This is a genomic window from Pseudoalteromonas sp. NEC-BIFX-2020_015 (genome assembly GCF_012952265.1).
GTDB lineage: Bacteria > Pseudomonadota > Gammaproteobacteria > Enterobacterales > Alteromonadaceae > Pseudoalteromonas > Pseudoalteromonas neustonica.
The window spans coordinates 1-26,854 of the sequence record NZ_JABCJL010000042.1; the positions used below are offsets into that span (position 1 = coordinate 1).

Annotated in this window: 26 protein-coding genes, 1 rRNA gene and 1 riboswitch; of the genes, 21 read left to right on the forward strand and 6 right to left on the reverse strand. The window is 40.4% G+C overall.

Annotated elements, in window-relative coordinates:
- The 11 genes from rrf to ung all read left to right on the forward strand — a co-directional run.
- A 5S ribosomal RNA gene (gene rrf / locus HH219_RS20370) occupies positions 1-107 on the forward strand; the annotation flags it as partial.
- A 397-nt stretch (positions 108-504) separates the two neighbouring features.
- Positions 505-1,119 (forward strand): histidine phosphatase family protein, encoded by a 615-nt coding sequence (locus HH219_RS20375; protein WP_054205322.1) that lies wholly within the window; start codon positions 505-507, stop codon positions 1,117-1,119.
- A gap of 30 nt (positions 1,120-1,149) precedes the next feature.
- Positions 1,150-1,293: riboswitch (cobalamin riboswitch) on the forward strand.
- 78 nt (positions 1,294-1,371) lie between these two features.
- Positions 1,372-2,208, forward strand: a complete 837-nt coding sequence (locus HH219_RS20380; RefSeq protein ID WP_169328474.1) for an ABC transporter ATP-binding protein — start codon at positions 1,372-1,374, stop codon at positions 2,206-2,208.
- The gene (locus HH219_RS20385) at positions 2,195-3,190 is read left to right on the forward strand and encodes an iron ABC transporter permease (protein ID WP_169328475.1); all 996 of its coding nucleotides are present in this window, start codon (positions 2,195-2,197) and stop codon (positions 3,188-3,190) included. The genes HH219_RS20380 and HH219_RS20385 overlap by 14 nt, the downstream gene beginning before the upstream one ends.
- 3 nt (positions 3,191-3,193) lie before the next feature.
- Positions 3,194-4,258: a nicotinate-nucleotide--dimethylbenzimidazole phosphoribosyltransferase gene (cobT, locus tag HH219_RS20390; protein ID WP_169328476.1), complete on the forward strand. Its 1,065-nt coding sequence runs from the start codon at positions 3,194-3,196 to the stop codon at positions 4,256-4,258.
- The gene (locus tag HH219_RS20395) at positions 4,258-5,058 is read left to right on the forward strand and encodes an adenosylcobinamide-GDP ribazoletransferase (protein ID WP_169328477.1); all 801 of its coding nucleotides are present in this window, start codon (positions 4,258-4,260) and stop codon (positions 5,056-5,058) included. Before cobT ends, HH219_RS20395 begins: the two co-directional genes overlap by 1 nt.
- On the forward strand, positions 5,055-5,582 hold the full coding sequence (gene cobU, locus HH219_RS20400; protein ID WP_054205327.1) for a bifunctional adenosylcobinamide kinase/adenosylcobinamide-phosphate guanylyltransferase: 528 nt from the start codon (positions 5,055-5,057) through the stop codon (positions 5,580-5,582). Before HH219_RS20395 ends, cobU begins: the two co-directional genes overlap by 4 nt.
- Complete coding sequence (locus HH219_RS20405; protein WP_169328487.1) at positions 5,582-7,084, forward strand: cobyric acid synthase; 1,503 nt, start codon at positions 5,582-5,584, stop codon at positions 7,082-7,084. The genes cobU and HH219_RS20405 overlap by 1 nt, the downstream gene beginning before the upstream one ends.
- A complete protein-coding gene (cobO, locus tag HH219_RS20410; RefSeq protein WP_054453123.1) occupies positions 7,068-7,667 on the forward strand; it encodes a cob(I)yrinic acid a,c-diamide adenosyltransferase in 600 nt (199 codons plus the stop codon). Before HH219_RS20405 ends, cobO begins: the two co-directional genes overlap by 17 nt.
- On the forward strand, positions 7,667-8,518 hold the full coding sequence (locus HH219_RS20415) for a cobalamin-binding protein (RefSeq protein ID WP_169328478.1): 852 nt from the start codon (positions 7,667-7,669) through the stop codon (positions 8,516-8,518). Before cobO ends, HH219_RS20415 begins: the two co-directional genes overlap by 1 nt.
- A complete protein-coding gene (gene ung / locus HH219_RS20420) occupies positions 8,515-9,177 on the forward strand; it encodes a uracil-DNA glycosylase (protein WP_169328479.1) in 663 nt (220 codons plus the stop codon). Before HH219_RS20415 ends, ung begins: the two co-directional genes overlap by 4 nt.
- An 80-nt stretch (positions 9,178-9,257) precedes the next feature.
- Here ung and HH219_RS20425 read toward each other — a convergent pair whose 3' ends face one another.
- Both HH219_RS20425 and tal read right to left on the reverse strand, forming a co-directional pair.
- Positions 9,258-9,446: a DUF3545 family protein gene (locus HH219_RS20425; protein WP_054205331.1), complete on the reverse strand. Its 189-nt coding sequence runs from the start codon at positions 9,444-9,446 to the stop codon at positions 9,258-9,260.
- Positions 9,447-9,635: 189 nt separating this feature from the next.
- A complete protein-coding gene (tal, locus tag HH219_RS20430) occupies positions 9,636-10,586 on the reverse strand; it encodes a transaldolase (protein ID WP_169328480.1) in 951 nt (316 codons plus the stop codon).
- Positions 10,587-10,837: 251 nt separating this feature from the next.
- On the opposite strand from tal, the gene yaaA reads away from it, so the two are divergent.
- The 3 genes from yaaA to HH219_RS20445 all read left to right on the forward strand — a co-directional run bounded on the left by yaaA (position 10,838) and on the right by HH219_RS20445 (position 13,085).
- Entirely contained in the window at positions 10,838-11,617 is a 780-nt protein-coding gene (gene yaaA / locus HH219_RS20435; RefSeq protein ID WP_054205333.1) for a peroxide stress protein YaaA, read from the forward strand.
- A 110-nt stretch (positions 11,618-11,727) separates the two neighbouring features.
- Positions 11,728-12,663: a mechanosensitive ion channel family protein gene (locus HH219_RS20440; RefSeq protein ID WP_054205334.1), complete on the forward strand. Its 936-nt coding sequence runs from the start codon at positions 11,728-11,730 to the stop codon at positions 12,661-12,663.
- Positions 12,664-12,890: 227 nt separating this feature from the next.
- Positions 12,891-13,085, forward strand: coding sequence for a DUF1289 domain-containing protein (locus HH219_RS20445; protein WP_169328481.1), 195 nt, complete (start codon positions 12,891-12,893; stop codon positions 13,083-13,085).
- A 532-nt stretch (positions 13,086-13,617) separates the two neighbouring features.
- Here HH219_RS20445 and HH219_RS20450 read toward each other — a convergent pair.
- Positions 13,618-13,947 (reverse strand): hypothetical protein, encoded by a 330-nt coding sequence (locus tag HH219_RS20450; RefSeq protein WP_054205335.1) that lies wholly within the window; start codon positions 13,945-13,947, stop codon positions 13,618-13,620.
- Between the two features lie 466 nt (positions 13,948-14,413).
- Between HH219_RS20450 and HH219_RS20455 the strand changes: the two genes are divergently transcribed.
- Positions 14,414-16,507, forward strand: coding sequence for a S8 family serine peptidase (locus HH219_RS20455; protein ID WP_169328482.1), 2,094 nt, complete (start codon positions 14,414-14,416; stop codon positions 16,505-16,507).
- Between the two features lie 184 nt (positions 16,508-16,691).
- On the opposite strand, the gene srmB is transcribed toward HH219_RS20455, so the two are convergent.
- Positions 16,692-17,924, reverse strand: a complete 1,233-nt coding sequence (gene srmB / locus HH219_RS20460; protein WP_054205337.1) for an ATP-dependent RNA helicase SrmB — start codon at positions 17,922-17,924, stop codon at positions 16,692-16,694.
- 76 nt (positions 17,925-18,000) lie between these two features.
- Here srmB and HH219_RS20465 point away from each other — a divergent pair, with 76 nt between their 5' ends.
- Positions 18,001-18,699, forward strand: a complete 699-nt coding sequence (locus HH219_RS20465) for a methyltransferase (RefSeq protein WP_169328483.1) — start codon at positions 18,001-18,003, stop codon at positions 18,697-18,699.
- A gap of 93 nt (positions 18,700-18,792) precedes the next feature.
- Here HH219_RS20465 and HH219_RS20470 read toward each other — a convergent pair whose 3' ends face one another.
- Together HH219_RS20470 and fldB are read right to left on the reverse strand one after the other, a co-directional pair.
- Positions 18,793-19,446, reverse strand: a complete 654-nt coding sequence (locus tag HH219_RS20470) for a hypothetical protein (protein ID WP_054205339.1) — start codon at positions 19,444-19,446, stop codon at positions 18,793-18,795.
- A 162-nt stretch (positions 19,447-19,608) separates the two neighbouring features.
- Entirely contained in the window at positions 19,609-20,130 is a 522-nt protein-coding gene (gene fldB, locus HH219_RS20475) for a flavodoxin FldB (protein ID WP_054205340.1), read from the reverse strand.
- 149 nt (positions 20,131-20,279) lie between these two features.
- Between fldB and xerD the strand changes: the two genes are divergently transcribed.
- From xerD to lysS, 5 genes are all read left to right on the forward strand, one after another.
- On the forward strand, positions 20,280-21,164 hold the full coding sequence (gene xerD, locus HH219_RS20480; protein ID WP_099459010.1) for a site-specific tyrosine recombinase XerD: 885 nt from the start codon (positions 20,280-20,282) through the stop codon (positions 21,162-21,164).
- 64 nt (positions 21,165-21,228) lie between these two features.
- The gene (dsbC, locus tag HH219_RS20485; protein ID WP_054205342.1) at positions 21,229-21,957 is read left to right on the forward strand and encodes a bifunctional protein-disulfide isomerase/oxidoreductase DsbC; all 729 of its coding nucleotides are present in this window, start codon (positions 21,229-21,231) and stop codon (positions 21,955-21,957) included.
- Positions 21,958-22,034: 77 nt separating this feature from the next.
- The gene (gene recJ, locus HH219_RS20490) at positions 22,035-23,756 is read left to right on the forward strand and encodes a single-stranded-DNA-specific exonuclease RecJ (protein ID WP_169328484.1); all 1,722 of its coding nucleotides are present in this window, start codon (positions 22,035-22,037) and stop codon (positions 23,754-23,756) included.
- A gap of 154 nt (positions 23,757-23,910) precedes the next feature.
- A protein-coding gene (prfB, locus tag HH219_RS20495) for a peptide chain release factor 2 (RefSeq protein ID WP_169328485.1) occupies positions 23,911-25,009 on the forward strand; the annotation gives its coding sequence in 2 pieces (ribosomal slippage) (positions 23,911-23,985 and positions 23,987-25,009; 1,098 coding nt in all).
- Between the two features lie 26 nt (positions 25,010-25,035).
- Positions 25,036-26,571, forward strand: coding sequence for a lysine--tRNA ligase (gene lysS / locus HH219_RS20500; protein WP_169328486.1), 1,536 nt, complete (start codon positions 25,036-25,038; stop codon positions 26,569-26,571).
- Positions 26,572-26,854 lie beyond the last annotated feature (283 nt).

The following is a 26,854-nucleotide window of genomic DNA, read 5'->3' on the forward strand; positions in this document are numbered from 1 at the left end:
CAATAGCGTTTTGGACCCACCTGATCCCATGCCGAACTCAGTAGTGAAACGAAACAGCGCCGATGATAGTGTAGCATTTGTTATGTGAAAGTAGGTCATCGCCAGGCTCCAAATAAAGAAAGCCCGATTCAATGAGTCGGGCTTTTTTACGTCTGCAGGAAAGTGAAACAGCGAGCAAGGTGCAAGGTGCAAGGTGGCCAGTGTCGCTCAGGCGTTCACCTGAAAGCAATACACCCCCATATATCGGTTGTCGCGATAAATCACGACCGACGGTTTTACAATCAAGTTGCGGGTCTTTTATTGTAGGTCATGCTTTAGCCTGAAGGCATGTAGCATATTCCCCAGAGCTATACATATCCACGATTCATGATAGATCACGAGCTACAGTTTGTGCGAAGTGAATTTAAAGATCGATGTTTCTCTCAGTGTAGAAAATTGTCCAATTAAGCATGATGATATCTGATAAAATTATGGGAATGATAGCTCGTGATTTTTGGGACTTCTATGACGCCTTTTACTAGTCGCATTTATTTGTTACGCCATGGTGAAATTGTTGAGCAAGATGTATTAGCTGGAGGGACTGATCTTTTATTAAGTGATGTTGGTTTTTCACAGTTGAGTCAAGCATGCAAATACTTAACTGATGTTGAATTGGTGCAAAGTTCAACATTAAAACGTTGTAGTGAATTTGCCACACAATTTTCTCACAACCATCAAATTCCTCTTTTACTTACTGATGATATCCGGGAGTTTAATTTTGGAGATTGGGATGGTCGTAAGTATGATGAATTGTGGGAGCTGACGCATTCTCCTAGTATTGGTGATTTTTGGCAAAGCCCTTGGTTAGTCACACCGCCTTGTGGTGAAAATATGGCTGACTTTTATCAGCGAGTATTTCTTTGGTGGCAAAGGTTATTGATGAATATTGTAAATAATCATACGCATAAGCAATTAGTAATTACGCATGCGGGGGTGATTAAGCAATTATTAGGCATTATATGTGAGCTACCAAAAGAATCTAATCAGCAGAATATGTTTGCTGTAGGCTACGGTAAATTTGTTTGTGTTGAGATTTATATTGATAATATGGGTAAAGCGTGGCCAAAAATTGTGTTTTAGAATGCTATTTAGTAGTTTTTAACTGCCTAGATAGATATTAATTGAAATATTTACTCACCTGCCCATAATAGAGTCTTATGTATTTTGGAATGAGGTGAGAGTCCTCAACTGTACCCGCAACTGTAAGTCACGTCAGTGATAAGTCAGATACAAAATACGTTAATTTGAACTAAATGAGCGGGTTAACTCTTCTATTATCATCCTATTGGTAAGTAGTGTATTGGGTTTACTATCGCCAGAGAGAAAAATACATTGCAATCACCTGTAGTAACTCAGCCACCATTACTTAAAGTCACAGAATTATGCTGGTCAGTGGGTAATACCACTATTTTGCAAAATATAGCTTTTGCTATCAAACCAGGTCAATTTGTTGGTTTACTGGGTCCTAATGGTGCGGGTAAATCGAGCCTGCTGCGTTGTTTATATCGTTATAGCAAACCAGGCAGTGGCGAGGTTAGCTTTGCCGGACAGAACATCTGGCAATTAAGTGCAGATGAATATGCAAAGCAAGTTTCAGTGGTACTGCAAGAAACACCTTCGCAATTTAACTTATCCCTTTATGATGTTGTAAGTCTTGGGCTTACACCCCACAAAAGCATATTTAGTTCTACAACCAAAGCGGATAAGCAAATAATATTACAGGCGATCGAACAAGTTGGCTTGAGTCATCATTGTCAACAATCGTTTGACTCTCTTTCTGGTGGCGAAAAACAACGAGCATTGATCGCTCGTTCTATTGTGCAGGGACCCAAACTACTCATTATGGATGAGCCTACTAGTCATTTAGATATTAAATATCAAATTCAACTAATGGAATTGGCAAAGTCTCTTAATGTGACCGTTTTAGCGTCGTTTCATGATCTTAATTTAGCTGCCAGCATGTGTGATGAGTTGCTGGTGATTAAACAAGGTAAATTAGTTGCAACAGGTACTCCAGAGCAAGTGATCACGGAAAAAATGCTGAGTGACGTATTTAGTGTCTGTGCTGAAGTATCAGCACATCCACAGAGTGAACAACTAAAAAAAGTAATTCCGCGAATCACCTACTTTTATGGCTATCAAGGGGGTAGTGCTAATGCAAAAAAATAATTATGCTGCTGTGATCGTTACTTTATTTTTTGGTTTTACGAGCATTTTTATTGCACTTAGCTTTGGTGCTGCGCCAAGTAAGTTCATTGATGTGTACCATAGCCTTATAGGGCAAGGGCATGACCCCTTTATTGAAAGAATTATCTGGCAACTACGGATACCACGTACCTTATTGGCTTTTTTAGCAGGGTCTGGCTTAGCGATTGCTGGGTTAATTTTGCAGACGGTTACACGTAACCCATTGGCTGATCCATATTTATTTGGTATTTCATCAGGGGCATCGTTTGGTGTGGTGTGTTTTATGACAATTACTGGTATCAGCGCTGGTATTTCCATGTCTGCAGCTGCGTTTGTTGGCAGTTTATTTACGATGTTATTACTGGTGTTTATTGCTGGGCGGGCTAGTCGTGGACAGGTTGAAACCATGTTGTTAGCAGGCGTTGCCTTATCGTTTTTATTCAGCGCATTTACCAGTTTACTACTTTATTTTAGTGATCCTCAGGCGATAACCGCTATTTTATTTTGGACGCTAGGTAGTTTTGCTCGTGCTCAGTGGGCCACGCTCTGGTTACCTGCTTTAGTTATTTTAAGCTGTACAGCGATAATGATGGGTTTTCGTCGTCAGCTCAATGCTATGTTATTGGGTGATGAAAGTGCCGTGACATTAGGTATACCGGTACAACGGTTTCGCTTATTAATGTTAATACTGAGCTCATTGATCACTGCTGTGCTTGTTGCCATGTGTGGTGGAATTGGTTTTGTCGGTTTGATGATCCCGCATATTGTGCGTTTTTTTGTTTCCCAAGGTACGCCCAGTGGCTTAATGATGACAGCTTTAGCTGGCGGCATATTCATGGTTTGGGTTGATGTGTTGTCGCGCATTTTACTTACGAATCAAGAGTTACCTATTGGGGTGATCACGTCTGCGATCGGCAGTATTTTCTTTTTATCATTACTTTATTTTCGCAAGCGAGAAAGCTAACCAATGTTCAATATACCGAGAATAGCTAACCAATTTAGCCACATAATCGCTGATAAAATAAATCAAAAAACTAAACCACTTGGCGCACTTGGACAGCTAGAGCAATGTGCCACGCAATTGGTTACTATATTTAGTCAAAAAGTATCAAGTGAAGCTGCCTTTAAAGCATTTACCCCTGTTATTAATAAACCTACTTTGCTTGTTTTTGCAGGCGATCATGGCGTTGCAGCGCATGGTGTATCAATAGCACCCAGTGATGTTACTTCACAAATGGTCACTAATTTTGTCAGTGGTGGTGCAGCAATTAACGTATTTTGCCAACAGTTAGGCTGGCTGTTAGAAGTGGTTGATTGCGGTATTTTACACCCAGTAGCTTCACCAAGTGTGCATAATTGCCGTTTAGGCAGCATTACACAGCCGCTTAATACAAATATGGCGATGTCAATTGAGCAGGTATATCGAGGTTTTGATAATGCCAAACAACTTGTAAAACAGCTTAGCCTTAAAGGCTGTAATACCGTTGCGTTTGGAGAGATGGGCATAGGTAATACAACCAGTGCCGCGGCTATTATGGCTGCGATGCTTAAATTACCCGCACAACAATGTGTAGGTAAGGGCACAGGTGTAAGTGATGATATTGTTGAGCGAAAAATTGCAGTTGTAGAGCAAGCACTTATATTACATAAGTCACAATTTGCAGATCCAATTAGCTTGCTTGCGGCATTAGGTGGGTTTGAAATTGTGCATATAACAGGTGCAATGTTAGCAGCTGCTGAGCAGGGTATGGCAGTGGTGGTTGATGGCTTTATTTGTAGCGCTGCGGCTATGATTGCAATAAATATAAACCCCACAGTTAAAGAGTATTTAATATTCGCTCATTGTTCAAACGAGCAAGGTCACCGATTAATGTTAGATACACTTAACGTTAAACCACTGCTGCAACTTGATTTGCGTTTAGGTGAAGGCTCAGGCGCTGCGTTAAGTTTACCGTTACTGCAAGCGTCACTGGGTTTTTATAATCAAATGGCTAGCTTTGCTGATGCTGGCGTGGAGCAGGTTGTTAGTTAATGCACTCTAATCTAGATGAAAACAAAGTAACGCAATGGCAGTTACTGTTATTAGCAATCAGTTTTTTAACTCGAATACCTGTTGAATTGCGCTTTGATGTGAGTACTGTGCACTTAAACCAAGCAAGTCGTTATTTTGCTTTGGTTGGTTTGTTACTCGGTGGATTATTAGCGCTTAGTTACTGCGTTTTTCAGTTGCTGTTCCCGCTATCAATTAGCATCCTGTTAATGATGGCAATAGGGTTGCTGTTAACGGGCGCTTTTCACGAGGATGGTTGGGCTGATGTGTGGGATGGTTTTGGTGGCGGTTGGCAGGTAGGACAAAAGCTTGCCATTATGAAAGACAGTCGCCTTGGCACATACGGGGCTGCGGCATTGTTTATAATACTGCTAATTAAATTTCAGAGCCTACTTTTTCTTAGTGAATCATTATTAAGTGTGTTGAGTGCAATTTTACTCGGACAATGTTTAAGCCGTATGGTGGCAACGAGTTTAATTATAAGCATGGATTACGTTAGTGAAGATGCCACTTCAAAAGTAAAACCGCTGGCGATGCACTTATCCAACTCTAGTTTAACTATTTTACTGTTAACCGCAGCAGTTTTGCTGGTGAGTTTAATCGCTGCAAGTCTTGTGTTATGGCAAACCGCGTTAATACTCATTGCGGTATTATTGATCTTAAGAGTGATTTTAATCCGCTGGTTTAAACGCCAGTTAGGTGGATATACCGGTGATTGTTTAGGTGCAGCGCAGCAACTAAGTGAAATTGCGATTTACTTAACGTTGGTGAGTGTACTATGAACGCTAATCATACGCTTATTTTAGGTGGGGCTCGCAGCGGTAAGAGCCGTTTTGCAGAGCAGCTTGCACAGCAAAGTAATAAGCCTGTAATTTACCTTGCTACAGGTCAAGCACATGACGTTGAAATGCAAACTCGTATTAAGCATCACCAGCAACAACGCCCTACAGATTGGCAATTAATTGAAGAGCCAATTACGCTGGCTGCAACACTTCAAACACACAGTAGCAAAAATAATTGCATCTTAGTTGATTGCTTAACTTTGTGGCTGAGTAACTGTTTATGCAGCGGTCGAAGTGATTGTTGGGATGAACAAAAAACGGCATTTCTAAATATTTTTGATAATTTACCCGGGCAAGTCATTTTTGTGAGTAACGAAGTTGGTCATGGGATTGTACCGCTTGGCGAACTTAGTCGTCAGTTTGTTGATGAGTCTGGCTGGTTGCATCAAGCGATTGCAGTAAAAGCTGCGCGTGTTGAATTTATAATGGCAGGTCTTGCCTTAACACTTAAAGGGCAGTCATGATGAAAACATTAATGATACAAGGGACAACCTCTGATGCAGGTAAAAGTACCTTAGTCGCGGCACTGTGTCGAGTATTTGTAGATCAAGGTATTAAAGTTGCTCCATTCAAGCCGCAAAATATGGCGTTAAATAGCGCCGTAACTGAAGATGGTGGCGAAATTGGGCGTGCCCAGGCACTACAGGCAATTGCCGCTAAAGTGCCGCCACGCGTTGATTTTAACCCTATTTTACTCAAACCAAACAGTGATACTGGCGCACAAGTGATTATTCACGGTAAAGCGATTAGTAACATGGAAGCACAGGCGTACCACGATTATAAAAAAGTCGCTATGGATGCGGTACTTACCTCGCAACAACGCTTAAGCGAAGAGTTTGAGTTATTAGTTGTTGAAGGCGCGGGTAGCCCTGCTGAAATTAACCTGCGCGCTGGGGATATTGCGAATATGGGTTACGCTGAAGCGGTTGATTGCCCTGTAATAATAATTGCAGATATCGACAAAGGCGGCGTATTTGCCCATTTAGTCGGCACACTTGCGCTACTAAGTGAGTCAGAGCAAGCAAGAGTAAAGGGTTTTGTTATCAACCGTTTTCGTGGTGATATCGCATTACTGCAAAGCGGCCTTGATTGGCTTGAAGAGTATACGAGTAAACCTGTATTAGGTGTATTACCGTATTTGCACGACTTAGCCCTTGATGCTGAAGATGCGGTCGCGATTGATAACCAAGTTAGCCAAGCAAAAATTAGAATAGCCGTTTTGCTATTGCCGCATATTAGTAATCATACTGATTTTGATGCACTGCGCTTAAACACCCAAATTGATATTAATTACATTCGTCATACTCAAATGATCCCTGATGTTGATCTAATTATCATTCCCGGTAGTAAAAATGTGATCAGTGATTTGGCCTTTTTAAAAAATGAAGGGTGGGGGGAACAAATTAAACGCCACTTACGTTACGGTGGCAAGTTACTCGGTATTTGTGGCGGTTTACAAATGTTGGGTAGCGATATTTATGACCCTAAAGGCGTTGAATCAAGCCAAGCACATTGCAAAGGGTTAGAGCTTGCTGAGTTTATTACTGAGTTAGGGCAACAAAAGGTGCTAACGCAAGCTGCAGGTATTATCAATTTGCAAGGGCAACAGGCTAAAGTGGCTGGTTATGAAATTCATGCTGGTAGTAGTCAAGGCCAAGCACTCGAGCGGCCTTTTTTAAAATTTACTCAACACCCTAATAATGTTGCACAAGACGGCTTTATATCAAAAGATGATTGTATAGCGGGTACTTACTTACATGGCTTGTTCGATAGTAGCGAAGCCACGCAATTAATACTCGATTGGGTCTTACCAAATAGTGGCATTACGCAGTTAATAGACATAGACACACATCGCGAGCAGCAATTAACGCGCTTAGCTGATATGTGTAAAGAACATTTAGATTTAGATAAAATCACACAAATTTACCAAAACTGGGAAGGAGTTAATAATGAGCGATACAAATAACGATAAACACCAACAGCGCCAACAAAAAGTAAAAGATAAAGTGGATGAGCGCATTGCTGCCGCGCAAACAGAAAAAGGCGTTTTTCAGGTTATTACTGGTAACGGTAAGGGTAAGTCAACCTCAGGTTTTGGTACGGTAACACGCTGTGTTGGTCATGGCATGAAAGCCGCAGTGTGCCAATTTATTAAAGGCACTTGGCCATGCGGGGAGCGCAATATATTGCAAGGTGCAGGGGTTGAGTTTGCCATTATGAACACCGGTTTTACGTGGGAGACGCAAAATAAAGAATCAGACACTGCAGCGGCGCAAGCAACCTGGCAAGAAGCTAAACGTATGTTGGCTGATGAATCAATTAACTTAGTATTACTTGATGAAATTACTTATATGCTCACCTATGGCTACATTGATTTAGATGAAGCGTTAGAAGTGATTGCTAATCGTCCGCCAATGCAATCTTTAATCATTACAGGGCGCGGTGCACACCGTAAATTAACAGACTTAGCTGATACCGTCAGTGAAGTACGTAACGTTAAACACGCATTTGATGCCGGTGTAAAAGCGCAAATAGGTTTTGATTACTAATGGTTAGGTTAGTACTTATTTTATTTGTGGCTTTAAATTGTTTTAAGGCGATAGCCCAAACTAATAAGCAGCAGCTTAGAATCGTCGCCCTTGCACCACATATCGTTGAAAACCTATATGAGATAGGCGCAGGGGAGCAAATTGTAGGCACTGTAGAATATGCAGACTTTCCAGCAGCAGCCAATAATATTCCCCGTATTGGCGGCCATCAAGGTATTCTGCTTGAAAAGCTTTTAGCACTGAGACCTGATTTAGTGCTCGCGTGGAAAACAGGCAGCAAAGCCGAAGATTTAGCGCGTATTAAAAGCTTTGGCATTGAGGTTTCGTACAGTGATGCCAGCGAAGTGGATAAAGTGCCTAATGAACTGCGTCGCTTAGGTGCACTTACCGGGCGAGAACACGTGGCCGAGCAAGCCGCAATTGAATTTGAACATAAAATTGCTGCTATCAAAGTACAGCATCAAGGTAAAAGTAAGGTGGCGGTATTTTATCAGTTATGGCCTGAGCCGATGATGACGGTGGGTAAAAATACCTGGATCAATCAGTTAATTGAAATTTGCCAAGGTCGTAACGTGTTTGCAAATAGCCGAACCGATTACCCGCAGATCAGTATTGAAAATGTGGTTGTAGCTAAACCCGAGGTAATTATATTACCTGACGAAAAATCACAGCAGCAACAAGCCGTGATTGACTGGTCTCAATGGCCTGAAGTCCCCGCAGTAAATCATAATCTGTTTATTAAAGTTAATGCTGATTTATTGCACCGTTTTACAACCCGCATGCTTGATGGTCTAACGGATATGTGTACTAAAATTGATGATTCTCGTGTTGTAATTAAGGAGGCTTTATGAGTGATTGGCAACGCTTTTTAAAAACTGAGTGTGCAAAACCTTATATGCAAGAAACACTTGCAGTCGTAGCGAAAAAGCGCAGCGAAGACATAGCTGTGTACCCGCCACAGTCGCAGATATTTAGCGCATTTGATGCAACACCGCTGAGTGATATAAAAGTGGTCATACTCGGTCAAGACCCATATCACGGCGAAGGGCAAGCGCATGGTTTATGTTTTTCTGTTTTGCCTGAAGTCAGTAAACTTCCGCCTTCTTTAAAAAATATTTATAAAGAACTGGCAACAGACATTGATGGTTTTACCATACCAACACATGGCTATCTACAACGCTGGGCAGAGCAGGGTGTGTTTTTACTTAATACCGTACTCACGGTAGAGAAAGGCCAAGCACATTCGCACAAACACTTAGGCTGGGAGCTGTTTACCGATCAGGTGATTGCTCACATTAATCAACATTGTAAAGGTGTGGTGTTTATTTTATGGGGCGCTCATGCGCAAAAAAAAGGTAAGGGCATTGATAGCGACCGTCATTATGTCTTAAATGGCCCGCACCCATCACCGTTGTCTGCGCATCGTGGTTTTTTTGGTTGTAAGCACTTTTCCACTACCAATCAGCTATTGATACAACAAGGTAAAAAAGCTATTAATTGGCAAGTATAAAAATCGAATATAAAAAACAAAAGGCCCTTACTTTATCAGTAAGGGCCTTTTAGCTGGTTAGTTGCTACTGCGTTGCTGAATTAAAAATCTAATTCATCAATCGCAATATTGTCTGCAAAAAAATCTAGTTCCTGTAGTTCTTTACGTAATCGTTGCTTATCTTTTAACGCTTCGATTTCGCGCCATTTTCGCTTTTTATTTTTCTGAGAGGTCTTTCTGGTTGTATCAGGACCTTCTAATATTTCTAAAATATCGTCTAGGCTATCCATTAACTTCTCCTATTGAATTTTTTGAACCTCGAAAATACCTATACCACAGGCCAAACTAAAATAGAATAAAAAAGTGACGTTTATGTTACGAAAAAGTGACGAGTTAATGAATGTTGATTATTCTAGGTATAAAAAAACGCCGCAATAGCGACGTTTAATATTTAACTAAAAATAACACTTAAAAAGAGATTACATCGCTTTAAAGCGTGCCTCTAGTTGCTCTTGAGCATCAGCAAATGAGCGAATACCTTCAGCTAGTTTTTCAGTCGCCATGGCGTCTTGATTATGTAACCAACGGAACTGCGATTCAGTTAATGGTGCTGGCTTTAGCTCTTTAGCAATATCACTTTCCAGTAAATATTCTTGTGCGCCCTCAAGGTTACCTAACTCTTCTAAAAGATTAGGGCTGATTGTAAGCTTGTCACAACCCGTTAACGCGATGATTTCGCCTGTGTTACGGAAACTTGCGCCCATAACCACGGTTTTATAATCATGGCGTTTGTAAAATTCAAAAATGCTGCGTACAGATTGCACACCAGGATCTTGTAGTGGATCTGTTGGTTTTTCCATTCCATTGGCTACGTGCCAATCTAAAATACGGCCAACAAATGGTGATATTAAAAATACGTTAGCGTCGGCACATGCACGCGCTTGCGCATCACTAAACAATAAGGTTAGGTTACACTTAGTACCTTCTTTTTCTAATTGCTCAGCAGCTTTAATACCTTCCCACGTTGATGCAACTTTGATTAAGATTTTATCTTTGCTCACGCCTTCTTTTTCATACAGACTAAGTAAGGTATGTGCTTTAGCAATCGTTGCTTGAGTATCAAATGATAAACGCGCATCAACTTCAGTAGAGATATAACCAGGTACAATTTCACTGATCTCTTTACCAAGCAATACTGCAAAGTAATCACACGCTAATTCTAATTGCTTGTTTGCATCTTGCTCGGTTTCTTTTGCATAGCTAAATGCTTTATCTAAATACGGCTTGTACGCTTCAATCTCGCTGGCTTTAAGAAGTAAAGACGGATTAGTCGTTGCATCTTCCGGTTGATGTTTTTTGATCGCTTCAATATCGCCTGTGTCTGCCACGATAGATGAATGTTGTTTGAGCCTTTGTAGAGCTGAAGTCATTTGCTTTCCTCATTCCAAGCAAGTTAAAAGAAAAATCTACTGTAACTACCTTATACTGCAGCACTGTGACAGTGCTTGATAGGTCTTATGTCCGTATCAGTGAAGAACGAAGATGCAAAGCGCAATAAGCTATGCCAATAAGGTAGGTATCATACCAATCAATTCTCACTAATTGATATAAACAAAACGTGCTTTTCGTTTCATTTAATGTTGAAATTGACATTAAATAATTTCCAAGTCAATAGCTAACTATGATCACTGTTATTTCACCTGCAAAAAATTTAGATTTCGAGAGTAAAGCAAGCACTGATAAATTCACGCAACCTGAGTTACTTGAGCACAGCGAAGAGTTAATGACGGTGTGTCGTGAGTTAACGCCAGCACAAATTGGTAGTTTAATGAAAATTAGCGATAAGTTATCAGGCCTAAACGCTGCGCGCTTTAGCGAGTGGTCTCAACCATTTACTACCGACAACGCCAAACAAGCAGTAATGGCCTTTAATGGTGATGTTTACGGCGGTTTAGATGCAAACACCTTAACCGCAGATCAACTTGATTACGCACAAAGCCATTTACGTATTTTGTCAGGCCTTTATGGGCTATTAAAACCATTGGACTTAATGCAAGCATATCGTCTTGAAATGGGCACTAAGCTTGATAATAGTCGCGGCAAAAACTTATATGAGTTTTGGGGCAGTGTTATTGCTGATAAATTAAATACTGTTCTTGCTGAGCAAGATAGTCAGTATTTAGTAAACTTAGCATCAAACGAGTATTTTAAAGCCGTTGATAAAAAAACCTTAAATGCGCAAATTATTACCCCGCATTTTAAAGACTGTAAAAACGGTCAATATAAAATTATCAGCTTTTATGCTAAAAAAGCCCGTGGCTTAATGGCACGCTACATCATTGAAAATAAAATCACACAGCTAAGCGATCTTAAACAGTTTACAGTTGATGGTTATTACTACAGCGAAGAAGCAACTCAAAAAGCACTTGAGCCGGTATTTATGCGTGACGAACAAAATTAATTTTGAAACACCGCTCTCAATACAAAAAAGCCATGCACCGCATGGCTTTTACGTTTTGGCGCTTATTTTGCAATACCTGAGTATATTTTAAGAATACTTAAGGTTAAACAATGTTAAAAATACCGTCTATCAGCGATGCCGAAAAACTTATAGAGGAAAAACTCGGAGGCTGGTTTGATATTGTCATCAGCCACATTCCTAACTTTATAGTTGCGGTACTCATTGCAATAATCTTTTCTATTCTCGCACGCTTTTTAGGTTCAATGGTGCGCAAACTATTACGCCGTACACTTGACTCAAAACAAATTGCGGATTTAATGGCATCTATTTTTAAAATGATTGTGTTGTGTGTAGGTTTATTTGTTGCACTTGATTTTATAGGTCTTAAAGGCACAGTTACCTCTTTGCTTGCGGGGGCGGGTATTGTTGGCCTCGCCATTGGTTTTGCTTTTCAAGATATGACCGAAAACCTCATTGCCGGTATCGCTATGGGGGTCCGCAAACCCTTTAAAACTGGTGATGTTATTAAAACTGATGATGTTTTTGGTACGGTTAAATCAATTAATCTACGCAACACATTAATCGAAAATTTCTATGGTCAGCTTAATTTAGTGCCTAACAAAATCCTTTTTCGTAACGTATTACGTAATTACAGTACGTTAGGTGTACGTCGTATTGAAGTGCCTGTGGGTATTTCATATGGTGATGATCCTGAGCTGGCAGCTGAAGTTATTGTTAAAAAAATCAATGAGTTTGATTTTGTAATTAAACAAGAAGAGACGGCGGTATACGCCGAGGGCTTTGGCGATAGCAGTGTAAATTTACTGGTTTGGTTTTGGATAAAATACCCTGGCGAAGCTGATTTTATGACGGTACGCCACAAAGCAATTGTTGCTGTTAAACAAGCGCTCAGTGACGCTGATATTAGCATTCCATTCCCAATACGTACGCTTGATTTTGGTATTAAAGGCGGCGAAAAACTCGATGCGATGATCAGTGAAAAAAGAACGGAAAAAAATAGCATGGAGCAGCGCGAAGCTAATTAGTTTAGCACTGTTAATGTTATTTAATGACTTATAAGCGCGAGTTGTACTCGCGCTTAACTATGTATTATTTACGCAATAGCTGCCCATATTTACATAACTTATAGTAGGTAAAGTCTAATATCAGCGAGCATTTCCATACTTTATTTTTTAATTCATTCCTCAAGCTTTCAGTAGACTTTTATTCAATCAGTAACTAGCTTTTAGTTAGTTAAGTGAGGTTTAAATAAATGAACACCAAGAAGCTCAATAGCCAGCAACCCAGCAATCCATGTATTCGTCACTGCTGTTTGGATGGTAATGATACATGTATAGGCTGCTTTAGAACCTTAGATGAGATTCTAGCGTGGCACAGCGCCAGACCAGAACAAAAACAGCAAATACTTAACGCATGCCAAAAACGCAAAAATGCCCACTATAAATGAATGTGCTTGCGTCTTTGCCAATGTAAACTTAGCCATCTAAGGATAATATTTACAATTGGTAATAACTTACACTTTTTGGTATTGATAGAAGTCCATACGGTAGGGATGTTTCATATGAAATGTCCGCTGATAAAGCTGTTACACCTCAAAGGTTTATTTGGTGGTAAAGAGTAACCTAAAAAATATGCAATCAGGTAACAGAAGCTTCACGACACCTATTATACGTCTCTTATTAGAATGAGAGTTCAGTAGGGGATTCATTTCCTGTGATAGGTAGGTAGTGTTCAAAAAACCTAAACCTTGTGCTTACTAAATATTCATTGTTCAATATAATATTAATATTTTTTGGCCTTTGCAAGACCCTGAATCTAGAGATTAATTGGAAGTATAAAAAATTAAATCGTAGCGCTGTTGAATCTTGTGGACGTGTGACTCGATTCTGAAAATTTTAAAAAGGCTAAGAATTTTAAAGTGTCTCAGTATTCACTAACTACGGTGAAATCTTTCACCGAGTATCTTTAGCTCTGTCCCTCTAATCCCTTACTCTCACCTGCATTTTATTTTCTATGATGGCGATGCCTTGCGTGTTCTCTAAAAACTTTTGTGCCAATGCTCTTTCAAACCCTGTTTCGGCTATACCATAAAGTGCTATTTTGTTGCCCTTAACATGTACTTGTAGCTGCGAAATTTTTAAGTTCGGGTTAGTGCGAAGCTTATTAACAGCGAACTGCTGAAGTGTTGGCTGAGTTGATGCACTGCTGACCATTATCGTGCTGGTGGCTGCGCTGACTTGTGTTGCACAGGCTAATAAAAAAATACAGCAAAGCGATATAAGTAACACAGTTTGTTTAAAGCGGTTCATGATTTCCCTCACATTTAGCTTGGTTAGTAATTTTTATGAATTACACACTGTATTACAATAACCATTCCACACTTAACTTGCTGAATATAAGCATATTTTTTATTTGTAATTATGTGAATAGGAGATTTTTACATTTTATTCGGTAAAAAATACGGTGATGCTGATCGTGTTATTCTTTATATATATTTATTTGGACTAAGAAATACCTTTAAAAAATAACAATTATTTTACATTTTATTTATTGCGTTATTTTGACTGATAAATAGATTAAGCATCTTTGAAATCTAAGGATTTTCTTATATTTTATAAATACTCCTTTAATACCAACTGATTATTTACTCTAGTTAAATTTGTTATAATTTTGTATCAACCCGCTTGACAGCGCTGTCAGGCCTGTGTTTCTATTAAAGGGTTGTGAATTAATTGTAAATTCACTGGGCATAGAATTTAAATCCAAGGAATTAAAATGAGAGCGTCAAAAACCCCAACATTTAAGATAACGGCAGTCGCTACGGCGATTTTATTATCAACAGCAGGATCAGCTATTGCACAAGAAGTTGAGTCAGAGCGTTTTATCGTTCATTTAACTGAGCAAACGACTGCACTACACACTGCTTTTGCCCGTAGCCAAGCACAGGCTGATAATATTAAAAGAGGCTTGATGAGCGATGTTGCATTACAGGCTAACGTTGAAGTAATTCAAACTCTACCCGATATCAATGCAATGGCGGTGGTTTTAACGGCTGATCAAAAAGCGCGCTTATTACAAAGTTCAGAAGTAGCAAGCATTGAAGTGGATCCAAAGCGTTACTTAATGGCTGAGAGCACGCCTTATGGTATCACTATGGTACAAGCTCAACAGCTATCAGATAATCTTACTGGTAATCAAAAAGTATGTATTATGGATACTGGTTATACACTTAACCACCCTGATTTACCAAGTACAGGGATCACGGGTAGCGATGGCTACGGTGCTAATAATACAGGCAATTGGTACAACGATGGTAATGGCCACGGTACACATGTTGCAGGTACGATAGCGGCGCTTGGCGGAAATGGCGAAGGTGTTATTGGGGTTAATTCATCAGGTCAATTAGGTTTACACATTGTTAAAGTGTTTAACGATCAGGGCCGCTGGGCGTATGGTTCTGATTTAGTGGCGGCAATAGGTCAATGTCAATCTGCAGGTGCAAGTGTAACAAGTATGAGTTTAGGTGGTCCGCAATCATCTAATGCTGAGCGTCAAGCATTTGCAAATAGCTATGCACAGGGCATGTTACATATTGCTGCAGCGGGTAATGATGCGAATAGCTCATTAAGCTATCCTGCATCATATGATTCTGTTGTGTCTGTTGCAGCGGTTGACCGCAGTGGTAGAAAAGCATCATTCTCACAATATAACTCACAAGTTGAAATTGCTGCGCCGGGCGTAGGCACTAATTCGACATGGAATAACGGGGGTTATAAAAGCATTAGCGGTACATCAATGGCTACGCCGCATGTATCGGGTGTTGCTGCATTAGTATGGAGCCATTTCCCACAGTGTTCAAACCAACAGATTCGGGATGCGTTAAATGCAACAGCACAAGATAAAGGCGCAGCAGGGCGTGATACGTCATATGGCTTTGGTATTGTTAAGGCCAAAGATGCTTATGATTATTTAGCACAATCAGAATGTGGCGGTGGTAGCGGTGTTGATAATGCACCTGTGGCGCGTTTTAGCGCATCGGTAAATGCTAAGCAAGTAACATTCAGTAATGCATCAACAGATGACAAAGGCATTAGCAGTTATAGCTGGAGTTTTGGTGATGGTAATTCATCAACGGTTGAAAACCCAACTCATACATACGCAGCTGATGGCAGCTATTCAGTTACTTTAGAAGTTACTGATACCGCAGGGCAAGTAAATCAGCGCAGTCAAACAGTGAAAATTTCAACCGCTGTTGGTGGTGAATGTGAAGGTATTGCATCATGGAATGCGAGCAAATCTTACCGTGTTGGTGACTTAGTAGAGTTTAACCAAGTTAAATACAAAGCGACGTGGTGGTCAACAGGTGCAAGCCCAGCTGTTTATTCAAATGTGTGGTCTCGCCAAGGTAATTGTAAAACTGGCGATGGTGGCGGTACTGTAAATCAAGCGCCTAAAGCAAACTTTGATTTTAGCGTATCAGGTTTAGCTGTTAGCTTTACTAACGCATCAACAGATGATGTTGCGGTTACGGCTTATAACTGGACGTTTGGCGACGGCAATGCAGCCAATACAAAAACACCGAGCCATACTTACCAAGCGCCAGGTTCATATGAAGTCAAATTAACCGTAAGTGATGCACAAGGCCTAAACCATACTTTGGTTAAGACTGTGACAGTAACAGACGGTGGAACACCACCCGCAGGTTGTAGTGGTCTTGCAACGTGGAGCTCAACAGCAGTTTACACAGCTGGAAAAGAAGTTGCCCATAGCGGTAATCGTTATAGCGCAAAATGGTGGACGCGTGGTGCTAACCCTGCAGATAACTCATCATCATGGGCTGTATGGAAAGACCTTGGTAAATGTCAATAAATGATTAATTAATACCAATCTGCATAAATATTTGAACAATTTAACGAATTAAATAGACCTTATATCTACCTAGATTGGTATAAAACACTCCCCTTGTTGGGGAGTGTTTTAAATTAAAAAGCCGAGGCTCTTACGAGACTCGGCTTTTTTAATGAAGGTATGTTATACCTTAATGCAATTGCTCTTACTTCTTTTTCTTCACTTTTGATTTTGCCTTTTTACGGGCTTTAATTTTTGCTGGATCTTTTAGCTTTTTAATCGGCATCTTTGCTTCTTTATGCTGTGGCTCAATACCTTTGATCACTCTGCGTTTTAGCTTTTGTTCAATATAGCGCTCAACTTTAGCAAGGACTAAGATGTCGTGGGCTTCCACTAATGAAATAGCGATACCTTTTTTACCTGCGCGTCCTGTACGACCAATACGGTGAACGTAAACGTCGGCAGTACGAGGCATGTCAAAGTTTATTACATGGCTAATGTCAGCAACATCAATACCACGAGCGGCAACATCGGTTGCAACGAGTATTCTTGTACGACCACTATGAAAGTTTTCCATTGCTTTCATGCGTTTGTCTTGTGGCATTTCACCACGTAACCACGCGGCTTTAACTTCATTAGTGGTTAATTCACCAATTAGTGTTTCAAGTCGCTCGCGGGTTTTAACAAACACAATTGCTTTGGTTAGATCTGGATTTTTTAGTGTATTAACCAATAGCTCTAATTTATGATGATAATCATCGGCTAAATGTACCCATTGATGGATTTTAGCTTTTTCTTTACGTGATGATTCAGCTTCAAGAAGTGCTGGATCATTTAATATTTGCTCTGCAAAGCGCTCAACACTGTCACCTTCTAAGGTGGCTGAGAATAAAAAGCACTGACGGCGATTTTTTGCTTCTTCACAAATACGCATCATTTCTTTACGAAAGCCCATATCGAGCATGCGATCGGCTTCATCAAGAATAAGTAATTCTACGTTTTCGGCATGGAAGTTTTCAGTTTCTAAATACTCCATTAAGCGCCCTGGTGTGGCGATCAAAATGTCGTTGTTTTTTTCAAAAATCTCTTTATGCGTACCATAGTTTATACCGCCAGTAACAACACCTATTTTAAGGTTTGTACCTTTAGCAAGTAGTTCACATTGTTCATGAATTTGATAAGCAAGTTCGCGTGTAGGAGTCATAACGAGTACGCGAGCAAAGCCAGGCTCACGACGTGGAAAATCAAGTAAATACTGAATTGCCGGAATTAAAAATGCCGCAGTCTTACCTGTGCCTGTTGGCGCTGACGCTAAAATATCACGCCCTTGTAGCGCTTCAGGAATAGCTTGTTGTTGAATGCTTGTTGGGGTTTCATAACCCATTTTAGCAACGGCTTGCAGTAGCTTGTTATCAATATCAAAATCAGAAAATTGCATAGAGTGTCAAAAATAGAGGACAATTGGCGTTAATTATACGCGCTATCGAGCGCTTGGTGAATGAAAAGGTGAAAAAATGTCAGGCTTTGTGTTTAAACAATTTTCGGTCAGCCATGAGCAATGCGCAATGAAGGTCTCAACCGATGGCATTTTACTGGGCGCTTGGGCCGATTTAACGAGCGGTGATAGCTTACTGGATATAGGCGCTGGCACTGGCTTGTTAGCGTTGATGTGTAAACAGCGTGCGCCTCATTTGTTAGTAAATGCAGTGGAAATAGACGCCACTGCTTATGCCCAAGCATCACAGAACATTAGCCAAAGTCCGTGGCCTGATATTGTTATTTATAATTCAGACATTCAATCTTTTACGTCAGAGGTGTTATTTGATGTTGTTGTTTGTAATCCACCGTATTTTAATGGCTGTTTAAAAGGAGGGGATCATGCACGTAATACCGCAAGGCATACAGATAGTTTAAGCTTTGCAGAGTTGCTTGTCGCTTTTGATCGCCTAAGCCATCAAGGTTCTATATTTAATGTTATTTTACCTTGTAATGAGGCGCAGCAATTTATTGGGCAAGCCGCTGCTCAAGGGCTTTATTTACAACGCCACTGTTTAGTGCGCACAACTAAAAATAAATCTGCTACGCGAAGTTTAATGAGTTTTGGCTACCAGCCTCGAAAGTGTGAACCAAGCATATTAACGATTCATAATGAAGATGGAAAATACAGTGATGACTATGTTGCGCTGTGTAAGGATTTTTATTTGAAAATGTAAGGGTTGCGAAAGTTGGTAATATGGAGTTTAAAGTAACCCATGATATTTAGCACCACCGCGCGTTAATAAGGTTAACGAGCGGTGGTTGTTTATTTATTCGGTTATTGTGGCTTTGATGCCGTTTTTGTCTACTACGAGTGTGTATGAATTACTGTAAGATGCGTGACAAATTGACAGTATTTTATCATCAACTTTAATGTCTGCATTACAGTCATCAACATGTCGCCAGTGGCTAACATCACCTTGGGTAAGGGTTAAAGGCTTTTCGTTTACTGTAAGCGTTACGGTTTCTGTGGCTAAAAACCTAACCGCAAAAAAGTTATCTTTATTGTCTTGTTGATTTTTAACCAAACTCAGACGTACAAGCTCTTCGTCTTGCCAAGCTATAAAGTGGTAATCTTGATCATTATTTACTTTGTAGAGTTTTTTGTAATTACGCGTATTTTGACTGTGATCTTGCACATAGAAGGATATTTTGTATTTACCATTATGCTCATGTCTTGTTTTTATTGGGTCAGCACCACTGGCTAGCGTATCGACATAATACTTATTGCGTTTCACGTCACGTTCATCGCCATCAAGTTCAGTATTTGCCATATGAAAATCAATTTCTTGATTTGTGGTATTGATGAGAGTGTAGTCATTTTTATAATACGAAGAGCCAAAATTGGCGGTTTCAATGTCTTCAGAATTACAGGCAACAATAAAACTAGATAAAGTAAGTATACATAGAGATCGAGTTAGCATGATTAAATCCTTTTATGTAGGGTATGCATGCTATTTTATGATTAAAGTGACGATTATGTCCTTTTTAAAGTGTAATGTTTTGTTAAAAACTGTATCAACTAGATGCCGCTTTTTACTCAGGTGTATGAGTTGTGATCCGTCGCAGCATCTAATTAAGGGGGGTTACAAGGTTTCGCTGTATTCAGTCATTATTTGCTCTACCCAATTGGCAATACGTTCATCGCTGTGTTCATACTGGCTGTCTTCATCAAGGGCTAAGCCAACAAAATGCTTACCGTCAGCAGTAAGCGCTTTAGACGCTTCAAATTCATAGCTACTGTCGTTTGGCCATAAACCTAATAATGTAAATTGTTGGCTGCTTATTTCATCGTGCAGCATGCCTAGCGCATCTTGAAACCACTGACCGTAACCTTGTTGGTCACCCATGCCAAATAAAGCGATGGTTTTGCCATTGAGATCAACATCTTTAATATCATCCCAAATTGATTCCCAATCTTCTTGTAACTCACCAAAATCCCATGTTGAGATACCAAGGATGATAAAGTCGTACTGCTGCGCATTTTTTAGTGGTTCATCTTTGATATTATGTAGGCTTACAATGTCTTGGCCGATAATATCGCGAATTTTTTCTGCTGCTATTTCTGTATAGCACGTGGTAGAACCATAAAATAAACCAATTTGCATCGTATTTATCACTGTGTATTTGCCTGATATGATAGGCTGAAGTTTACCGTAAGGTATTATTAATTGATACCTTGATAACTATGAGAATAACTGTGACAACGTTACCTGATCATGAGTCATTAGATTCAGCCCTTACAGATCACGACGAACTGCTTAACAATAGCGATTATCTAGAATCTTTTTTAGATAATCTTTATCTAGAACAGCACGTAAGCGATAACACTTTATCTGCATATCGCAGTGATTTAGATAAGTTTTGCCTGTTTTTGGAAGGTCAAGATCTGTTAACCGTAACAGGGCAAGATATTGAAAGCTATTTAGCACACCGTGTTGATTTAGGTTTAAAACCACGCAGTACGGCACGTAGCATTAGTGCATTAAAACGGTTTTATCAGTATTTTGTGCGTGAAAAGCACATTTCTGATTCGCCAATGGTAAATATTGCTCAGCCTAAGGCAGGGTTATCGCTACCTAAAACGTTATCAGAGAGTGAGGTTGAGGCATTGCTTGCAGCTCCAAATACAGAAGAGCCAATGGGCTTGCGTGATAAAGCCATGTTGGAGTTGTTATATGCAACAGGTTTACGAGTTAGTGAATTAGTTGGCTTACGTATAGAACAAATTAATTTACGCCAAGCGGTGGTGTTAGTTAAAGGTAAGGGAAATAAAGAACGTTTAGTGCCACTTGGTGAAGAAGCGATGTACTGGTTAGAGCAATTTTTAAAGGTTGGCCGCGCGCAAATGATTAAACACGCGACTGACTTTGTGTTCCCGTCAAAGCGAGGAGTTGGTATGACCCGACAAACTTTTTGGCATCGTATTAAACACTATGCTATTTTGGCTGCAGTTGAATCGCCTTTATCGCCTCATACACTTCGTCATGCGTTTGCAACACACTTATTGAATCATGGTGCTGATCTAAGAGTGGTACAGATGATGCTAGGGCATAGCGACTTATCGACTACACAAATTTATACTCATGTAGCGAATGAACGACTAAAATCGGTACATCAGCAACATCATCCTCGCGCTTAATGAGAATTTTTTCCAGTTTGAGCGGTCTGAGTAGATACTAATTATCAGGATATAAGAGAACATTATGAAAAAGTTAATATTAGCCGGTGCAATGCTAGGCACCAGTTTAAGTGCGTTTGCTAATGGCGTTTTAGCCGTTCCTGATGCTAATGACCCTATAGTAACTAAATTTGCTGCATTGGGTGTTACTGTTAAACAAATTAATCCAAGCCCTGTTGCGGGTTTAAAAGAGCTAATTACCGATAAAGGCGTGTTATATGCAAGCCCAGACGGCCAATTTTTAATGCAAGGTACGCTGATTGATTTGAACAATCGTAATAACTTAACTGAGCAAGCACTTAACGGCGTTCGTAAAGGTGGGTTAGTTGAATATGAAGATTCAATGATTGTATATAAAGCTAAAAATGAAAAACACAGCATTACTGTATTCACAGATATTAGTTGTGGTTATTGCCGTAAACTACATCGTGAGCTTGATGATTTACTCGAAGCAGGTATTACTGTTAAGTATTTAGCCTTCCCACGAGGCGGCTTACAAGGGTCAGGTTACGCAGATTTAATGAATGTATGGTGCTCTAAAGATCAGCAAGAAGCCATGACAGAAGCTAAAGCAGGCGCAGACACTAAGGTAACTAAAAACTGTGCAGCACCTGTTGCTGAACATTATCAACTTGGTCAAAGCTTTGGTATCAGTGGTACGCCAGCTATTATTTTAGAAGATGGTACATTAATACCAGGTTATCAGCCTGCAGCAGCATTAGCAGCGGCACTAGAAGCAAATAAATCTTCTTAAGTGTTAACTCATAGAAAGAAGGCCTAAAGGGCCTTTTTTTGTCAGAAATTTTTAACCAAAAAAGTTAAATATCCTGCATGAAAAAATTGATACAAGCACGCGAATACGTTGATGATGCTCATTTACCGAGCCATATACATCCGGTTATTAAGCAAATTTATGCCACTCGCCAAGTCGTTCATGCAGATGAGCTTAATAACAGTGCCGCTACCTTACACGACTTCAAGTTATTTAAAGACATAGATAAAGCGACCGATTTGCTACAAAGAGCCCTACAAGCACAAAGTAAAGTGCTTATTGTGGGGGATTTTGATGCCGATGGTGCGACCAGTACAGCCACATTAATGCAAGGGCTGGCAATGTTTGGTTTTGCTCACTTAGATTATTTAATACCAGATAGGTTTAGCCTAGGATATGGATTAAGTCCTGCATTAGCAGAGCAAATAGTCACAATGGCCCCCGATTTAGTGATCACCGTTGATAATGGCATATCCTGTATTGCGGGTATTGATATTGTTAAAGGTGCGGGTATTAAGGTACTGGTTACAGATCATCACTTGCAAGGCGAACAGCTGCCAAATGCTGACGCAATCGTAAATCCAAACCGCCATGACTGTGATTTCCCATCAAAATCAATTGCAGGCGTTGGGGTCGCATTTTACTTATTAATAGCACTAAGAAGCGCATTGCGTGACGCAGGTTACTTTGAGCAGCAATCACCACCTAATTTAGCTGACTTACTAGATATAGTTGCATTGGGCACTGTAGCAGATGTAGTGGCACTGGATGCTAATAACCGCACCTTGGTGCACCAGGGATTAGCACGGATCCGCAGTGGTAAAACACGCCCTGGCATTAGCGCGTTGATTGAAGTGGCAAACCGAAATGCATCGCGCTTGAGTGCCAGTGATTTTGGTTTTTCACTTGCGCCACGGTTAAATGCGGCTGGGCGTTTAGATGATATGAGTTTAGGTATAGCGTGTTTACTTGCTACAGATATTAATCAAGCGCGTCAGATTGCAGGTGAACTTGATAGCTTAAATCACGAGCGCCGAGAGATAGAGCAGGGCATGCAAGTTGAGGCGCAGGCCGTGTTAGACAGGCTCGCCTTTAGCGATGAGCAAACACCTGATGCCATTTGTTTATACCAAGAGGACTGGCACCAAGGAGTTATAGGTATACTAGCAGGGCGCTTAAAAGAAAAATACCACCGCCCAACAGTTATTTTTGCTGGTGGCGATAACGGTGAAATCAAAGGATCATGCCGTTCGATAGAAGGGCTGCATATGCGTGATTTACTCGAGCGCTTGAATACCTTGCACCCGCATTTAATTAGCAAGTTTGGTGGCCATGCGATGGCTGCAGGATTAAGTATCAACGAACAGCATTTTAGCGAATTTAAACACGCTTTTGAGCAGGCGGTGAGTGCTAAATTAAGCGATGAGCATAAAAAATGTATTATTTTAACGGATGGTGAGTTACCCAGCGATTGTTTTAATATGGAATTCGCCCAGCAAATTAAACAAGCGGGGCCGTGGGGGCAGCAATTTCCAGAGCCGGTGTTTGAGCATACATTTGAACTTGTACAACAGCGTATTGTGGGTGAAAAGCATTTAAAATTGGTTTTAAAGCATCACTCAGGGCGCTTAGTTGATGCGATAGCCTTTGGTGTTGATGTAAAAGCATGGCCAGATACCGAAGCACGTTTTGTAAAACTTGCCTATCAGCTCGATATCAACGAGTTTAGAGGCAAGTTTTCATTGCAGTTAATCGTACGAGAGCTACAAAAAGTATCATAAAAAATATCTATTTTCGATGCATAAAATACTAATAAAGCGCACGATTTTTTGTTAAAATCGGGCGCTTTATTATTTAAAGCGTCATTTAAATAATAATTTGCCTAATATTACGTGGTGATTTGCCGTGTAAACCAGCTATTTTGGAGTAACGTACATGTTTGAAGTGAATCCTGTGATTAATCAAATCAAGGAAATTCGCGAACGTACTGAACTGCTTCGGGGGTACCTTTGACTACGCTCTTAAACAAGAACGTTTAGAAGAAGTTAATGCCGAACTTGAAGATTCAGCCGTATGGAATGAACCAGAGCGCGCGCAAGCGCTTGGTCGTGAAAAGTCTGCACTTGAAACCGTTGTTGAAACAATCGACAACTTAGTGGCTGGTGCCGATGATGTTGAAGGTCTCTTAGAGCTTGCAATAGAAGCCGAAGACGAAGAAACATTCGCTGAAGCGCAAAGTGAGTTAGCGGATCTAAACGAGCAGCTTGAAGGCTTAGAGTTCCGTCGCATGTTCTCAGGGCCGCATGATGCGAATGATGCATACCTCGATTTACAGTCAGGTTCTGGCGGTACTGAAGCGCAAGATTGGTGTAATATGCTGCTGCGTATGTACTTACGTTGGGGTGAAGCTAAAGGCTTTAAGGTTGAACTTGTAGAAGCAACCGGTGGTGATGTTGCTGGTATTAAAGGTGCAACCGTACGCTTTGTAGGCGAATATGCTTATGGCTGGTTACGCACAGAGACGGGCGTACATCGCTTAGTTCGTAAAAGTCCATTTGATTCAAGTGGTCGTCGTCACACGTCATTTGCTTCTGCGTTTGTTTACCCTGAAATTGACGATAATATTGAAATTGATATTAACCCGTCTGATTTACGTATCGACGTATACCGTGCATCAGGCGCGGGTGGTCAGCACGTAAATACCACCGAATCTGCAGTACGTATTACGCATGTACCGACTAATACAGTCGTGCAATGTCAGAACGAGCGTTCGCAACATAAAAATAAAGCGCAAGCGATGAAGCAGTTAAAAGCAAAATTATTTGAGCTTGAACTGCAACAGCAAAATGCTGAAAAGCAAACCCAAGAAGATGCAAAATCTGACATCGGCTGGGGAAGCCAAATTCGTTCATATGTACTTGATGATGCCCGTATTAAAGATTTACGAACCGGTGTTGAAAACCGTAATACCCAATCGGTACTTGACGGTAACTTAGATAAATTTATTGAAGCCAGCTTAAAATCTGGCCTATAACCACCAAGCTAAAAAAGAGCTAAAAAATGACTGATCAAATCCAAGACGAAAATAAGTTAATCGCTGAGCGTCGTGGCAAATTAGACGCTATTCGCGCAAATTGCCCAGCCAATGGTCATCCAAACCAATTCCGTCGTGAGCATTACACGGCAGATTTGCAAGCCCAGTTTGGTGATAAGAGTAAAGAAGAATTAGTTGAATCGCAGCATGTTGTGTCTATCGCAGGGCGTATTTTAGCCAAACGCGGACCATTCTTCGTGATTCAAGACATGAAAGGCCGTGTACAGGCGTATGCGTCAAAAGACGTGCAAAAAGATCTTAAAGAAAAGTATGGCCAACTAGACACGGGCGATATTATTGGTGTTAAAGGTGCGCTTAATAAATCAGGTAAAGGCGATTTATATGTAGAAATGACAGAGTATCAACTACTTACTAAGTCACTTCGTCCATTACCTGAAAAGTTCCATGGTTTATCTGACCAAGAAACTAAATATCGTCAACGCTATGTCGATTTGATCACTAATGAAGCAACGCGTGAAACATTCCGTATTCGTTCACAAGTCGTTGAAGGTATTCGTCGTTTCTTAGCCGATCGTGACTTCATGGAAGTGGAAACACCAATGCTACAGGTTATTCCTGGTGGCGCATCGGCACGTCCATTTGTAACGCACCACAACGCGCTTGATATCGACATGTACTTACGTATTGCGCCAGAGCTTTACTTAAAGCGTTTAGTGGTTGGCGGTTTTGATCGCGTATTTGAAATTAACCGTAACTTCCGTAATGAAGGGTTATCAACGCGCCATAACCCAGAATTCACGATGATTGAATTCTACCAAGCTTACGCCGATTACATCGACCTGATGAACATCACCGAAGACATGTTACGCACGGTTGCTGAAAATGTACTGGGTAGCGCAATTGTTGTTAATACAACCAAAGACGAAAACGGCGACGTTATTGATTCAGTTGAATATGACTTTGGCCAACCGTTTACACGTTTAAGCATGAGTGATGCAATTCTTAAGTACAACCCTGAGTTTGATGCGGCCGTATTTAATGACCCAGAAAACCATTTTGACGAATTAAAAGCATACGCTAAACAAGTACACGTTAAGATCCCTGAAAATTGCGTATGGGGTCCAGGTAAGTTCTTATGTGAGATATTTGAAGAAACAGCTGAGCACATGCTTATTCAGCCTACTTTTATCACAGGTTACCCTTGGGAAGTATCACCACTTGCACGTCGTAATGATGAGAACGCATTTGTTACTGATCGCTTTGAGTTTTTTGTTGGTGGTCGTGAGCTTGCTAATGGCTTCTCTGAGCTTAACGATGCACAAGACCAAGCTGAGCGTTTTACTCGCCAAGTTGAAGAAAAAGACGCGGGTGATGATGAAGCAATGCATTACGATGAAGATTACATCCGTGCGCTTGAATACGGTTTACCACCAACAGCAGGTGAGGGCATTGGTATTGACCGCTTAGTGATGTTGTTTACTGATTCATCAACAATCAAAGATGTGATCTTGTTCCCGCATATGCGTCCACAAGCTGACTAATTTTATTTTTTAGTAAATAGTATTTAAAACGCCGCTTTAAAGCGGCGTTTTTGTGTGCGATATATTTGATCCATTAAATAAGTTATAACGTATTTTTAGCGTCAGTGCTTAATAGGTGTTTAAGTTTAATTATTTGATTTTTAATGATTAAAAAATAGTAACTACTCAGCACTAAACCTTGCTTATTGAAAACGATCAAAAATAAAAAAGGGATCGACTTGCTTGATCATTTCAACGCGTTATTCTGTTGCTTTCCTTTGATTATGATGTGAATAAATGAAAG

Bases quoted from the DNA above. Each gene is read 5' to 3' on its own strand.
- lysS (WP_169328486.1), top strand. From the start codon at position 25,036: ATGACTGATCAAATCCAAGACGAAAATAAGTTAATCGCTGAGCGTCGT.
- HH219_RS20405 (WP_169328487.1), top strand. From the start codon at position 5,582: ATGAAAACATTAATGATACAAGGGACAACCTCTGATGCAGGTAAAAGT.
- cobT (WP_169328476.1), top strand. From the start codon at position 3,194: ATGTTCAATATACCGAGAATAGCTAACCAATTTAGCCACATAATCGCT.
- HH219_RS20385 (WP_169328475.1), top strand. From the start codon at position 2,195: ATGCAAAAAAATAATTATGCTGCTGTGATCGTTACTTTATTTTTTGGT.
- HH219_RS20375 (WP_054205322.1), top strand. From the start codon at position 505: ATGACGCCTTTTACTAGTCGCATTTATTTGTTACGCCATGGTGAAATT.
- HH219_RS20450 (WP_054205335.1), bottom strand. From the start codon at position 13,947: ATGAACCGCTTTAAACAAACTGTGTTACTTATATCGCTTTGCTGTATT.
- HH219_RS20440 (WP_054205334.1), top strand. From the start codon at position 11,728: ATGTTAAAAATACCGTCTATCAGCGATGCCGAAAAACTTATAGAGGAA.
- srmB (WP_054205337.1), bottom strand. From the start codon at position 17,924: ATGCAATTTTCTGATTTTGATATTGATAACAAGCTACTGCAAGCCGTT.
- HH219_RS20425 (WP_054205331.1), bottom strand. From the start codon at position 9,446: ATGGATAGCCTAGACGATATTTTAGAAATATTAGAAGGTCCTGATACA.
- ung (WP_169328479.1), top strand. From the start codon at position 8,515: ATGAGTGATTGGCAACGCTTTTTAAAAACTGAGTGTGCAAAACCTTAT.
- HH219_RS20470 (WP_054205339.1), bottom strand. From the start codon at position 19,446: ATGCTAACTCGATCTCTATGTATACTTACTTTATCTAGTTTTATTGTT.
- yaaA (WP_054205333.1), top strand. From the start codon at position 10,838: ATGATCACTGTTATTTCACCTGCAAAAAATTTAGATTTCGAGAGTAAA.
- fldB (WP_054205340.1), bottom strand. From the start codon at position 20,130: ATGCAAATTGGTTTATTTTATGGTTCTACCACGTGCTATACAGAAATA.
- tal (WP_169328480.1), bottom strand. From the start codon at position 10,586: ATGACTTCAGCTCTACAAAGGCTCAAACAACATTCATCTATCGTGGCA.
- HH219_RS20465 (WP_169328483.1), top strand. From the start codon at position 18,001: ATGTCAGGCTTTGTGTTTAAACAATTTTCGGTCAGCCATGAGCAATGC.
- HH219_RS20395 (WP_169328477.1), top strand. From the start codon at position 4,258: ATGCACTCTAATCTAGATGAAAACAAAGTAACGCAATGGCAGTTACTG.
- dsbC (WP_054205342.1), top strand. From the start codon at position 21,229: ATGAAAAAGTTAATATTAGCCGGTGCAATGCTAGGCACCAGTTTAAGT.
- HH219_RS20445 (WP_169328481.1), top strand. From the start codon at position 12,891: ATGAACACCAAGAAGCTCAATAGCCAGCAACCCAGCAATCCATGTATT.
- HH219_RS20455 (WP_169328482.1), top strand. From the start codon at position 14,414: ATGAGAGCGTCAAAAACCCCAACATTTAAGATAACGGCAGTCGCTACG.
- HH219_RS20415 (WP_169328478.1), top strand. From the start codon at position 7,667: ATGGTTAGGTTAGTACTTATTTTATTTGTGGCTTTAAATTGTTTTAAG.
- recJ (WP_169328484.1), top strand. From the start codon at position 22,035: ATGAAAAAATTGATACAAGCACGCGAATACGTTGATGATGCTCATTTA.
- cobU (WP_054205327.1), top strand. From the start codon at position 5,055: ATGAACGCTAATCATACGCTTATTTTAGGTGGGGCTCGCAGCGGTAAG.
- cobO (WP_054453123.1), top strand. From the start codon at position 7,068: ATGAGCGATACAAATAACGATAAACACCAACAGCGCCAACAAAAAGTA.